This is a genomic window from Faecalibacterium sp. AF10-46, from assembly GCF_003604105.1.
Lineage (GTDB): Bacteria > Bacillota > Clostridia > Oscillospirales > Ruminococcaceae > Faecalibacterium > Faecalibacterium taiwanense.
Map to the genome: position 1 here is coordinate 154,756 of NZ_QVGY01000002.1, position 12,255 is coordinate 167,010.

At 61.6% G+C, this 12,255-nt stretch carries 10 protein-coding genes; 1 reads left to right on the forward strand and 9 read right to left on the reverse strand.

The genetic code is table 11. The features are described from left to right. Window positions 1-17: 17 nt before the first annotated feature. A complete protein-coding gene (pulA, locus tag DWV57_RS03970) occupies window positions 18-1,973 on the reverse strand; it encodes a type I pullulanase (protein WP_120020023.1) in 1,956 nt (651 codons plus the stop codon). 136 nt (window positions 1,974-2,109) lie between these two features. On the opposite strand from pulA, the gene DWV57_RS03975 reads away from it, so the two are divergent. After that, window positions 2,110-4,155, forward strand: coding sequence for an AAA family ATPase (locus tag DWV57_RS03975; protein ID WP_120020024.1), 2,046 nt, complete (start codon window positions 2,110-2,112; stop codon window positions 4,153-4,155). 318 nt (window positions 4,156-4,473) lie between these two features. On the opposite strand, the gene DWV57_RS03980 is transcribed toward DWV57_RS03975, so the two are convergent. The 8 genes from DWV57_RS03980 to aroC form a co-directional block, all read right to left on the reverse strand. After that, the gene (locus DWV57_RS03980) at window positions 4,474-5,433 is read right to left on the reverse strand and encodes a WYL domain-containing transcriptional regulator (RefSeq protein WP_120020025.1); all 960 of its coding nucleotides are present in this window, start codon (window positions 5,431-5,433) and stop codon (window positions 4,474-4,476) included. Window positions 5,434-5,448: 15 nt separating this feature from the next. Beyond that, window positions 5,449-6,312 (reverse strand): prephenate dehydrogenase, encoded by an 864-nt coding sequence (locus DWV57_RS03985; RefSeq protein ID WP_120020026.1) that lies wholly within the window; start codon window positions 6,310-6,312, stop codon window positions 5,449-5,451. Further along, window positions 6,305-7,579, reverse strand: a complete 1,275-nt coding sequence (aroA, locus tag DWV57_RS03990) for a 3-phosphoshikimate 1-carboxyvinyltransferase (protein ID WP_120020027.1) — start codon at window positions 7,577-7,579, stop codon at window positions 6,305-6,307. The genes DWV57_RS03985 and aroA overlap by 8 nt, the downstream gene beginning before the upstream one ends. Window positions 7,580-7,801: 222 nt before the next feature. Further along, window positions 7,802-8,818 (reverse strand): 3-deoxy-7-phosphoheptulonate synthase, encoded by a 1,017-nt coding sequence (aroF, locus tag DWV57_RS03995; protein WP_118527689.1) that lies wholly within the window; start codon window positions 8,816-8,818, stop codon window positions 7,802-7,804. Window positions 8,819-8,844: 26 nt separating this feature from the next. Beyond that, a complete protein-coding gene (locus DWV57_RS04000) occupies window positions 8,845-9,216 on the reverse strand; it encodes an endonuclease domain-containing protein (protein ID WP_118527691.1) in 372 nt (123 codons plus the stop codon). Between the two features lie 181 nt (window positions 9,217-9,397). Continuing rightward, entirely contained in the window at window positions 9,398-9,862 is a 465-nt protein-coding gene (locus tag DWV57_RS04005; protein ID WP_097774636.1) for a type II 3-dehydroquinate dehydratase, read from the reverse strand. Further along, window positions 9,843-11,105: a shikimate kinase gene (locus DWV57_RS04010; protein ID WP_120020028.1), complete on the reverse strand. Its 1,263-nt coding sequence runs from the start codon at window positions 11,103-11,105 to the stop codon at window positions 9,843-9,845. The genes DWV57_RS04005 and DWV57_RS04010 overlap by 20 nt, the downstream gene beginning before the upstream one ends. 1 nt (window position 11,106) lies before the next feature. Beyond that, window positions 11,107-12,252, reverse strand: a complete 1,146-nt coding sequence (gene aroC / locus DWV57_RS04015) for a chorismate synthase (protein ID WP_120020029.1) — start codon at window positions 12,250-12,252, stop codon at window positions 11,107-11,109. Window positions 12,253-12,255: the final 3 nt, after the last annotated feature.

Here is a 12,255-nt window from a genome sequence, read left to right on the forward strand (position 1 = left end):
TCCATCCGCTCCTGTTTTTATATCTGTCCAAAGATGGCGGCACTGTAAGGCATCAGCACGGCCTCGTGCTCATACACTCTTGCCGGGCCGCGCCACAGGCTGGACGAGATGCCGTCGCTCAGCATCTGCCAGCGTCCAACCGGCAGCGGCACGGCCTTGCTGATCTCGGTGGGGTTATAGAACACGCACAGCGCCTGCCATGCTGCGCCGTCGCCCCACTGGGCGGGCAGCTGCCAGCCCACCAGCGGCTGCTCCAGTGAGAAAAAGTACAGGGCATCCGGCGCGTGGGGGTCGGTGCTGGAAAGCCGCGGAAACCTTGCCCGCAGAGCCAGCAGGCCGCGGTAGTAGTCCACCAGTGCATGGTATTTTTCGGCCCGCTCCCAGTCCAGCCGGTTCAGCGCAGGCGAGGAGCGGTAGCTGTTGCCCTTCCCTTTTTTGGTGCGGGCAAACTCCTCGCCCGCCTGCAGGAAAGGCAGGCCGAAGCTGGTCAGGTAAATGCCCGCCGCCAGCCGGTTCTGGGCAAGGGCTGTGCTGTCTGCCGCCGTGAACTCCGGCTTTTCGTACCGCACCAGCAGCAGCTTGTCCCACAGGGTGAAGTTGTCGTGGGCGGAAACATAGCTCACGATCTGGCTGGGCGCGTGGGGCGGCAGACGGTCGCTGCGGCACCATGCCGCCACCGCGCCGCCGATGTCCCAGAAGCTGCCGGGCCTGCCCTCCACATAGCCCGGCTCCCGGGCGTTGAAGCAGCCGCCCTTGATGGTGTCGCGGGTGTCGTCGCAGAAGATGCCGATGCGATCGTTCAGCATGGCAAGATTCGCCTTGTTGGCCTCGTACCGGTGCAGCTGGCTGCCGCCGCCCTGCCACGGCTCGCCGTACATCAGGATATCCCGCCCGCCGGGCAGCGTATCCAGCGCGGCGCGCACCGCGTTGATGGTCTCCACGTCGTACAGGCCCATCAGGTCGAACCGGAAGCCGTCGATGTGGTATTCCTGCGCCCAGTAGAGGATGGAATCGATCATATACCGCCGGGCCATGGGTCGCTCGCTGGCGAATTCGTTGCCGCAGCCGCTGCCGTTGGAAAAGCTGCCGTCCTCGTTCTGGCGGAAAAAGTAGCAGGGCACGGTGTCGTTCAGCGGGTTCTCATTGCGGTACATGTGGTTATACACCACATCCATCACCACACCGATGCCCGCCGCGTGCAGGGCTGCGATCATTTCCCTGCACTCCCGGATGCGCACCTCGCCGCGGGTGGGGTCGGTGGAATAGCTGCCCTCGGGCACATTGTAGTTGGTGGGGTCATAGCCCCAGTTGTACTGCCGCAGCAGCGGCTTTGCCTCGTCCACGCTGCCAAAATCAAAAATGGGCATCAGCTGCACATACTTCACGCCAAGCCGCTTTAAATAATTCAGGCAGGTGGGGTGGATGCCGTCCCCGTGCAGGGTGGTGCCCTGCTGGGTAAAGGCCATGAACTTGCCCCGCCATGCCGGGCGCACGCCGCTGGCAGCGTCCTGCGAGAAGTCGCGCACGCTCACCTCCCACACCGCGCGCTGCTCCGGCGGGATGACCGGACGCACATCCCGCTCCCACCCGGAGGGGGCGGTGCGGGCAAGGTCCACGATCATGCTGCGGGTGCCGTTCACGCCTGCCGCACGGGCATAGGGGTCGCCGGTCTGGCGCGAAATGCCATCCACTGTGACCGTATAGGTATAGTATCGTCCGTGCTGGTCGCCGGGCAGATAGATGCTCCACACCCCCTGCTGCCCCCGCTCCAGCGGCAGAGTGCCTATGGGCTCACCGCCGCTGCCTTTGCGGTAAAGGCTGACCTCCACCCTCTGCGCCGTGGGTGCCCACAGGCGCAGATGGGTGCCGGAAACAGCATATTCCTGCCCCAGCGGGCCGGTGTAGGTGGTTTGAAGGTCAAAGGAGATGCTCTCGTACAGCGTTTTCAGTTCGGCGGGCGTTTTGACGGTCATAGTTTCTTCATTCCTTCTTGCAGATTTCCTATCAGATATAAGTGTAAACACCGGCGGTCTTTTTTGCAAGAGGGAATTGCAAAACCTGTCCGGGTACACTATACTGGAAGAAAACGACAAAAACGGAGGGCAAACCATGGCATATACCGACGATTGGGAAAACCTTATGAACGGTGTGTTCGGTGCAGGGGGAAAACCGCGCTTTGGCGGCACGGCTCAGCCGGAAAGCAAAACGCCAAAGGCCAAAGCGCCCGCAGTGCCGGACCTGAACGCTGCTCTGCTGGAAAACCAGAAGCAGCTGGATGCCCTGCTCAAAAAACAGAACGCCCAGCTGAAAACGCAGGACACTGCGGTGCAGTCTGCTCTGAAGGACAGCCGCCAGATGCTGCGGGATATGGAAGCGGACGGCCTGCTTGCCAAGGGCACTGCCGATGTGACCGCAGAGCACCTTGGCAGCTTTGAGGGCCTTGCCGCCGAGGTGAAAAAGACCGTTCTCGGGCAGGATGCCTTTGTGGACAGCGTGGTGCGCGCCATGCGCCGGCCCTTTGTGCTGGGCACTGAGCGCCCGGCGGCACGCAATGTGATCCTGATCTGCGGAGGTGCAGGCACCGGACGGCACTTTGCGCTGGAAGAGACCGCCCGCATCATGGCGGCGCGGGGCCTTTTGCAGAGCGACAAAACCGCGGTGGTGGACCTTGCCCTCTACCCCAATTCCGGTGCGGAAAAGCTGTTTTTGCAGGATCTGTACGCGGCCCTGCACGCACCCGGGGAGATCGTGATCTTTGAGCACTACGAAAGCTGCCATGCGGCCTTCCTCAAGACTCTTGCAGACCTTGCTGTGAAGGGCAGCGCACCGCTTTCCAGCCGGTATCTTGTGAACAAGGAGGGCATCCTTGTGGATGCAGGCACGGCGCTGGCACCGGGCGCTGTGAGCAGTATCACGCCCTGCGGCAAGTACCTCATCTTCTTTTCCCGCAAGGGCTGGGACGTGCTGGCAGATAAGTTCGGTGCGCCCTTTGTGGCGGCGGTGGGCGATGTGTGCGCCACCAGCGCCTTTGCCCGCGAGGACCTTGCAGCGCTGGCGGCGCAGCAGCTGAATGCGCTGGCCCAGAAGGTGAGCGCACGCCTTGGCCTGACCCTCTCTGCCGGGGCCGATGTGCGGGACTATGTAGCCGCCCAGTGCTCTAAGGAAAAGGGTGCGGCGGGCCTTGCGGAATGCTGCGATAAAATGTTCCGCGCCCTGAGTGAATACTGCCTGCAGACCGATGCAAAGCTTACCGGCACCGTCACCCTGACTGCAAAGCCGGAGGGTGTGTGGTTTTGCCTGAACGACCAGCCCGAGCAGGAGCTGTCTGCCCTGCTGCCTGCCGAGTACACGGGCGCTGTAGATGAAATCCGCGCAGAGCTTGACGGCCTTGTGGGCCTTGGGGCGGTCAAGGAGTATGTGTTCGGTCTGGCGGATAACCTGAAGGTGCAGCAGCGCCGCGCGGCGGCAGGCTTCAAGACCGCCAGCCTTTCCATGCACATGATCTTCACCGGCAACCCGGGCACCGGCAAGACCACCATTGCCCGGCTGGTGGCAAAGTACCTCAAGGCCATCGGCGCGCTGAAGGGCGGCCAGCTGGTGGAAGTGACCCGCGCCGACCTTGTGGGCCGCTACACCGGCCACACCGCCCCGCTGACAAACAGAGTCATCGAGAGTGCCCTCGGCGGTGTGCTGTTTATCGATGAAGCCTACAGCCTCTACCGCGGCGAGCAGGACAGCTTTGGGCTCGAAGCCATCGACACCCTTGTGAAGGGCATGGAGGATCACCGGGACGAGCTGGTGGTCGTTCTGGCGGGCTACACCCGGGAGATGGAGGTGTTCCTTACCGCCAACAGCGGTCTTGCCAGCCGCTTCCCCAACAAGATCGAGTTCCCGGACTACACGGCAGACGAGCTGCTGGACATCACCAACGTGCTGGCAAAGGGCAAGGGCTACCGCCTTGCCGAGGGCTGTACCTTCCCGCTTTTGGGCTACTACAAGCGCCGTCAGGCGCTGGACAGCCGCACCGCCGGCAACGGCCGTCTTGCCCGCAACACGCTGGAAAAGGCCATCTTCCACCAGAGCCGCCGCCTTGTGGCAGAACCTGCCGCCGAGCTGGACCTGATTTTGCCCAGCGATCTGGAATTTGAGGAGTGAGAGATTCAGAATGGCCTCCGCTTCGCTCTGGCCATGCTCAGCGGAAGAATTATTTATAGGAACAGCAAACCCCGGCGGGCTGCGGCCTGCCGGGGTTTGCATTTTTCACGGATGGAGTCGTACCGGAAAGCAGCATCTGGCGCTCTGACTCCACAGGGCAGGACGGTGCCGTGAAATTATTTCCTGCCGGAAACGCTGCATCTCCCGGTCCGGGCCTTCCCTGTGAAAAAAGGTTCCGGAAAAATCCGCAGATTTTTCCGGAACCTGATTATAAATATCATTTCATCTGATGATGGCCAGAGCGAAGCGGAGGCCATTTTAATCGTGCTGCTTCGCAAGGGCCTGCACCATATCGTGTATCCCCTGCCGCACCTCGGCGGGAGCCGTTACTTCCACCTTGCCGCCAAAGCCGCACACCCAGCCGTAGAACTGGGGGCTGACGCATACCGGCACATCAAAGTGAAAATATGCACCGTCTTTCTCCGGCACGAACAGCGGCGTTTTGCCAAAGCGGTCGCGCATGGCGCTTTCCAGGTCGGCGGTGCAGCGCAGGGTGACCCGGTACTCCGGCCCGCCGAACATGTTGAAGTGCTTGCGCAGATAGGCGGGCAGGTCGAACTGGCGGAACTCGGCTTTGCCCCGGCGGGCATCGCTCAGCACCGTCACGGCAGACATGCGGTCCACGCGGTAGTTGCGGATGCCCGCAGGCTCTTTCTCGTCCTGATAAGCGATAAGGTAGTAGCAGCCGTTTTCCCATGCCAGCTGCCATGGGCTGACGGTGCGGGTGCCGCCGTCCTTGTAGCGGAACCGCACCATTCTGCCCGCATTGATGGCGCTGTGCAGCGCATCGATGCTGTAAAGCAGGGTGTGGCTGTCGCTTTTGGGGCGGCCATCCACGTACACCTGACGCTGCAGCTGGGTGCCCTCGTAGTCGGAGCAGAGGGCTTCCAGTTTATGGATGAGTTTACTGCTGGTGCGTGCCGACACAACCTTGCTGGCCTGTACGGCATCCACCAGCAGCTTCAGCTCAGAAAGCTCAAAGGTGCGGCTGGCCAGCCAGTAGCCGCCGCCGCGCCCGCGCCGCAGCTGGATGTCGTACCCCAGACTGCGCAGGGTGTCGATATCGCTGTAGATGCTTTTGCGCTCGGCAAGAATGTCCTGCTGTTCCAGCAGCTCTACCAGCTGCGGTACATTGAGCAGGTGTTCTTCGTCGGTCTTTTGTTCCAGAATACGCAAAAGGGTCAAAAGCTTGGATTTCTGGCCTTCCTGCTTGGGCATGGGAGCACCTCCGGTTTATTCGGGCAGTTTTTTGTCGAACGCCGCGCGGCGCTGGGTGGAAAGACGGAACATCTGTTCCAGCTTGTTCCGGTCGTCGGCCACAAGAGCAGAGCGCATTTCCTGCAGTGCAGCATCGAACTGGTCGATCTCGCTGATCAGGTTCTGCTTGTTCCACAAAAACAGCTCTGCCCACATTTTATCGTTGATGCGTGCAATGCGGGTCAGGTCACGGAAGGAGTCGCCGGTGTACTCGCACAGCGAAGAGTTATCGTTGGCGCACATCAGGCTCACGGCGATGGCGTGGCACAGCTGGCTCACATAGCCGATCATCTTGTCGTGTTCCTGCACCGTCAGGGTGCAGATGTGGTGGAAGCCCAGCACTTCGGCCAGCTCTCGCAGCCACTGGATGGCTTCGGGCGTGTTCTTTTCCGTGGGGGTGATGATGAAGTTGGCCGGGGCAAAGTTCACCTCGGCGGCGTGCTCCACGCTGGAAGTCTCACGCCCTGCCATCGGGTGGCTGGCAATGAACTCCACGCCCGCCGGGCACATGGCCTGCACCGGCTCCACAAGGCCGGTCTTTACGCCGGAAACATCGGTAAAGATGCAGCCGGGCTTGAGCAGATGGCCGTAGGTGCGGAACCACTCGATGAGGGCCGTGGGGTACAGACCAAAGATGATGTGGTCGGCGCTGCTCACAAGGTCCTCAAAATCGTGGGTCTTGCCGCTGGCGATATAGCCGTGCTCTAGCGCGTACTGCAAATGCCCTTCGCTGCGGTTGATGCCGTCCACATGAAAACCGGCTTTCGTCAGTTCCAGCGCGTATTTGCCGCCCAGCAGGCCAAGGCCCACCACGAGATAACGTTTTGTTTTATCAAGCATATTCCACCTCCGCGCCCAAGGGCTTGATGGCTTCAAAGAAATTCGGCCAGCTTTTTGTAATGGCTTCGGCATCGTCCACGGTCAGGGGGATGCCCGTACTCAGGGCCAGCACCGCAAGGCTCATGACCACACGGTGGTCATTGTGCCCATGCAGAACACCCGCCGGAGCGTGCAGCCTGTTCGCGCAGCCGTGCACCGTAATGGTGCCGCCCTCGCTTTCCAGCACGCCGCCGCAGGCACGCAGCTCGGCCTCCATGGCAGCGATGCGGTCACTCTCCTTCAGGCGTAAACGCTCTGCGTTGCGGATGACTGTAGTGCCTTCGCACAGCAGGCCCAGCACCATGAGCACAGGGCCAAGGTCCGGGCAGTCCGCAAGGTCGATGTCCACCCCGTGCAGCGGTGACTTTGTAAAGGGGATGCCCGCTTCTGTTTGGGTGAACTTTGCGCCGCAGCGGCGCAGGATATCCAGAATGGCGGCATCGCCCTGCAGCGTTTCCGGGGCAAGGCCGGTGATGGTCACGCCGCCGCACACTGCACCCAGCACCGCCGGGAACGCGGCCTGACTGTAATCGCCCTCCACGGTGTAATCGCAGGGGTGGTAGGCCTGCCCGCCCGGGATGGCAAGAGTGTTTTCGTCCAGCCAATGGCTCTGCACACCGAAGGCTGCCTGCACCGCACGGGTCATATCGATGTAGCTGCGGCTCTCCACCGGCGGGATGAGGTGCAGCGTGCTGCTGCCGGAAAGCAACGGCAGAGCAAACAGCAGCCCGCTGATGAACTGGCTGGATACATTGCCTGCAAGGCGGTATTCGCCGGGGGTCAGTGCCCCTTCCACGGTCAGCCCGGCAGCGCTCTGCTCAAACCGCAGGCCCTGCTCCCGGTACAGAGCGTCATACACCGACTGAGGCCGCTCCATCAGCCGCCCGCGGCCGGTGAAGGAAACTGCCTGTCCGGTCAGGCTGGCGATGGGGATGAGAAAGCGCAGGGTGCTGCCGCTCTCGCAGCAGTCCACCGGCGCGGCAAGGGGCACAAAATGCCCCAGCCCTTCCACCACAGCATCGTCTGCGCCGGTGCGCACACGGGCGCACAGCTGTGCCGCTGCGCCCAGCGTGGCAGAGATGTCCTTGCTGAATTCGAGGTTCGTGATATGGCTGCGGCCCTCGGCCAGTGCCGCACAGAGCACAGCACGGTGAGCCATGCTCTTGCTGGGAGGTGCGGTGATGGTGCCGGAAATTTTACTGGGGGATCGTGTTATTGTTACAAGCATAGATAAACCCTTTAGGCGGCTCGCCCTCTCCGTCATCGCTTACGCGATGCCACACTCCCCCTTTTGCCACCTGCGGTGACATCTTCCCCCGGAGCGGGGGAAGTCTTTCCTCAAAGTGAGAGGCTTTGGCAGTACGGCAAAGTTTCCGGTTTTGCCAAGGGCTCCCCCTTTGGGGGAGCTGTCGAACGAATGTGAGACTGAGAGGGCGAGGACGCTTGCCTTTTACATATCCCGGCCAATGGCCCATGCCACCTGACGGCACTTTGCCATGGCCTGTGCGAAGGAATCCGGGGTCAGGCACTGTGCGCCGTCGCTCCATGCGTGCTGCGGGTCGTAGTGGACCTCCACTTCCAGACCGTCGGCACCGGCGGCCACGGCAGCGATCATCATGGGCTCCACAAGATTGGCCTTGCCGGTGGCGTGGCTGGGGTCCACGATGATGGGCAGGTGGGTCTTTTCGTGGATGATGGGAACTGCAGAGAGATCGAGGGTGTTGCGGGTGTACTTCTCGAAGGTACGGATGCCGCGCTCGCACAGAATGACCTGCTCGTTGCCGCCGGCCATGATGTACTCGGCGCTCATGATCCACTCCTCGATGGTGTTGCACAGACCGCGCTTGAGCAGCACGGGCTTGTGCATCTTGCCAACGGCCTTGAGCAGCTGGAAGTTCTGCATGTTGCGGGCACCGATCTGCACCACGTCCACGTACTCCTCAAACTCCGGGATGCGGTCCTCGCTCATCAGCTCGGAGACGATGGGCATGCCGGTGGCCTCGCGGGCCTTTACCATGTCCAGAATGCCCTCGGTCTCAAGGCCCTGGAAGGAGTAGGGAGAGGTGCGGGGCTTGTAGGCACCGCCGCGGAACAGGGTGGCACCGCCAGCCTTCACGCCCTGTGCAATGCGCAGAGCCTGCTCTGCACCCTCGATGCTGCAGGGGCCTGCCATGACGGCGATCTTTTCCTTGCCGCCGATCTTCACGCCGCCGCAGTCGATCACGGAATCTGCCGGGTGGAACAGGCGGTTTGCACGCTTATAGGGCGCGGACACGCGGGTGACGTTGTCGATCCACGGGTTTGCCAGCACATCCCGTTCGTCGATCTTGGTGGTGTCGCCCACCAGACCGAACACGTTGTAGTCCTTGCCGGTGATCAGGGTCACGTCCAGACCCTGCTTCTCGAATTTGTCAACGATCTTTTCCAGTTCGCCCTTCGGAGTCCCTTTTTTGGTGGAGATGATCATGGGAGTTTGTTCCTTTCCTGTTTGTTTTAAGATGGAAGCCTGTGCTGAATGGTGCTGTGAATCTGCGCACAGACGGCATCAAAATGATTGTCTACATCATTGTTTGCAAAACGGAGAACCAGCAGTCCATACTGTTCAAGGACCGTACTTCGTTCTGCATCGTAAGCCCTGCCCTGCTCGGTATAGTGCTGGGAACCGTCCAGCTCGATCACAAGCCGTGCCTGTGCACAGTAAAAGTCAACGACAAAGGATTCAATGATCCGCTGCTTGTAGATTTTTACAGGATAATCACGCAGAAACACATACCAGAGCTTGTGCTCCTGTGGGGTCAGATTACGGCGTAATGTGCGCGCTGTGCCAAGCATTTTATTGTTTTTATTTACAGTTGCATGTTTCATGGACAGCTTCCTCTACGGCAGCGGCCTCGCCCTCTCAGGCGCATTCGCGCCAGCTCCCCCAAAGGGGGAGCCCTTGGCAAAACCGGAAACTTTGCCGTACTGCCAAGGCCTCTCCCTTTGGGAGAGGTGGCATCGCGTAGCGATGACGGAGAGGGCTAGCCCGCTGCCCATGTTCATCCTTTTACATCACGATATGCGCTTTGCTGGAGCCGTCGGTGCGCAGCAGCTGGGCCAGATAAATGCAGGCGTGCAGGTAGCCCTGCGGGCCTTCGCCGATGAAATGACCCTGACAGCCAAAGGATACCACGTCCGTCTTGCGGAAAGGCTCCCGCTCGTCCGGGGCGTGCAGCATCACTTCCACGGCGGGTACGCCGCACAGGCGCAGCGCATCCAGAATGGCCACGCTGTAGTGGGCGTAGGCACCAGGGTTCAGCACGATGCCGTCCACCCGGCCCGCTGCGGCCTGAATTTCGTCCACGAGGTCGCCCTCGTGGTTGGACTGGCAGCAGTCGGTCTCAATGCCCAGCTGTTCGCAGCCTGCCTGCACATAGTCCATGATGGCGTTATAATCCAGCTCACCGGGTACGCCCGGCTCCGACCAGCGCATGATGTTGAGGTTTGGGCCGTTAAGAATCAAAAATTTCATCCAGTGCCTCCATGGCGGCATGCAGGGCATCGTCCAGCGTGCCGTTGTTGGGAATGACGGCATCTGCCGCTGCCAGATACAGCGGACGGCGCTGTGCTTCCATCTGGCGCAGTGCGTCCATGCTGGAAGAAAGCGGCCTGCCGCCGCCCACGGCCAGCGCATCCACCGGCCGGTCGATGAACAAAATGATGCCGTTCTGGTGCAGAGCACGCAGATTCTCCGGCTTTTTTACAATGCCGCCGCCGCAGGAAATGAGCTGCCGCCCCTCCCTGCCGAAACGGCGGGTCTCGGCGGTCTCCCGGGCGCGGAAGCCGTCCTCGCCCTCAGCTGCAAAGATATCCGGGATGCTGCGGCTGTCGGCCTTTACGATCTCCTCATCCAGATCCACAAAGGTACGGCCAAGGCTCTTTGCCAGCATCCTGCCGAGGGTGGTCTTGCCGGAAGAGGGCATCCCGATCAGGGCAATGTTCAGCATATCCCGGCGCAGTGCGGCGGTGATGCGCCGAATTTCAACCGGCGCATCCTCGAACTTGCGGTCCAGAAAATATTCTGCGGCATACACCGCCTGCGCCACCAGCATTTCAAGGCCGCCCACAGCCACCGGCACGCCCGCTTCCTCGGCGCGGAGGATCAGTTCAGTTTTATCGGGGTTGTACACCACATCCACTACAGCCTCGAGGTCCGGCATGGCGGCAACGTCCAGATTGCACACGCCTACATTGGGGTACATGCCGGCCGGTGTGGTGTTTACCACGATCTGTGCCCCGCTGGAAACGGCCTCGGCATAGCTCAGCTCGCCCTTTTCCGGGTCCGGATGGCGGCTGACGGTGAGCACCTTTGCCGCACCCTTGTCCCGGGCCACAGCGCTGGTGGTATTGTGGGTGCCGCCGGTGCCCAGAATGAGCACGGTCCTGCCTGCAAAATTCACGCCGTGGGCGTCGCACAGGTGGGCAAAGCCCATGTAATCAGTATTGTATCCATAGAGCAGGCCGTTTTTGTTCACCACCGTGTTCACTGCTCCGATGGCCTTGGCCCGCGGGTCGATGTAGGAGCAGTATTCCATCACCAGCTTTTTATAGGGGATGGTCACATTGATGGCCTTGAACTGCCGCTTTGCCAGAAAGGCCCGGGACTCTTCCTCGGTGGGCAGAGGGCACAGGTCGTAGTGGTAGCCGCAGAGCATCTCGTGGATGATCTTGGAGTAGGAGTGGCCGAGTTTTGCGCCGATGAGTCCGTATTCCATTTTACTCGTCCTCCTTCCGGAAGCTGGTGGGGTGGGTCATCCATGCCGCACCGTAGCGTGCCGTGAGCAGGTCGCCCACAGCCAGTGCGGCGGCGCAGGTCTGCACGATGGCGGCTCTGGGCACGATGCAGGGGTCGTGACGGCCCTGAATGGACAGCTGTGCGTCCTTTTTGGCAAGATAGTCTACTGTATCCTGCTGCTTGTAGATGCTGGGTGTGGGTTTGACCACGGTGCGGAACACCACCGGCATCCCGTTGGCGATGCCGCCGTTGATGCCCGCATTGTGGTTGGTGGCAGTGACGACTGCTCCCTCCGGTGTCATGCGGAAAGCGTCGTTTGCTTCGGAGCCGCGCATCCCGGCAAAGCCGAAGCCGGTGCCGAACTCGATGCCCTTGACGGCGGGGACGGAGAACGCCAGATGTGCGATCTCGCTTTCCACGCTGTCAAAATAGGGCTCACCGATGCCTGCCGGCAGGCCGAGGATGGCGGTTTCCAGCATCCCGCCCACGCTGTCGCCCTCCGCACCGGCGGCACGGATGGCGGCTTTCATGGGTTCTTCTACGGTTTCATCCAGCACCGCAAAGCCCTCGGGCTTGCTGGCAAGGGCTTCCACCTGCGCGGCCAGCTGTGCGGCATCATCCTGTGCAAAGCGGGTGTCCGCAATGCCGGCGCACTCTGCGATATGGGTGGTGATGTCGATGCCCGCACGGTGCAGTGCGCTCAGCACGAGGGCACCGCCCGCCACAAGGGCGGCGGTCACCCGGCCGGAGAAGTGCCCGCCGCCGCGCGCATCCTGAAAGCCGTGGTACTTGGCGTAGGCGGTGTAGTCTGCATGGCCGGGGCGCAGAAGGTCTGCGGTCTTGGCGTAATCGCCGCTGCGGGTGTTGGTATTTTCGATCATCAGGGCAATGGCGGTGCCGGTGGTGCGGCCGTTCATCACGCCGGAAAGCAGCTGCACGGCATCTGCCTCCACCCGGGGAGTGGACAGGCCGTCGCCCCGGGCACGGCGCTTGTCCATGCAGGCGGCAAGAAATGCCTCGTCCACCGGCACGCCTGCGGCCATGCCGTCCAACACCGCGCCGATGGCGCGGCCATGGCTCTCGCCAAAAATGGTCAGCGAAAGGTCGCTGCCGAATGTATTTTTCATGGC

Bases quoted from the DNA above. Each gene is read 5' to 3' on its own strand.
- DWV57_RS04000 (WP_118527691.1), bottom strand. From the start codon at position 9,216: ATGAAACATGCAACTGTAAATAAAAACAATAAAATGCTTGGCACAGCG.
- aroA (WP_120020027.1), bottom strand. From the start codon at position 7,579: ATGCTTGTAACAATAACACGATCCCCCAGTAAAATTTCCGGCACCATC.
- pulA (WP_120020023.1), bottom strand. From the start codon at position 1,973: ATGACCGTCAAAACGCCCGCCGAACTGAAAACGCTGTACGAGAGCATC.
- DWV57_RS03975 (WP_120020024.1), top strand. From the start codon at position 2,110: ATGGCATATACCGACGATTGGGAAAACCTTATGAACGGTGTGTTCGGT.
- DWV57_RS04005 (WP_097774636.1), bottom strand. From the start codon at position 9,862: ATGAAATTTTTGATTCTTAACGGCCCAAACCTCAACATCATGCGCTGG.
- DWV57_RS04010 (WP_120020028.1), bottom strand. From the start codon at position 11,105: ATGGAATACGGACTCATCGGCGCAAAACTCGGCCACTCCTACTCCAAG.
- DWV57_RS03985 (WP_120020026.1), bottom strand. From the start codon at position 6,312: ATGCTTGATAAAACAAAACGTTATCTCGTGGTGGGCCTTGGCCTGCTG.
- DWV57_RS03980 (WP_120020025.1), bottom strand. From the start codon at position 5,433: ATGCCCAAGCAGGAAGGCCAGAAATCCAAGCTTTTGACCCTTTTGCGT.
- aroC (WP_120020029.1), bottom strand. From the start codon at position 12,252: ATGAAAAATACATTCGGCAGCGACCTTTCGCTGACCATTTTTGGCGAG.
- aroF (WP_118527689.1), bottom strand. From the start codon at position 8,818: ATGATCATCTCCACCAAAAAAGGGACTCCGAAGGGCGAACTGGAAAAG.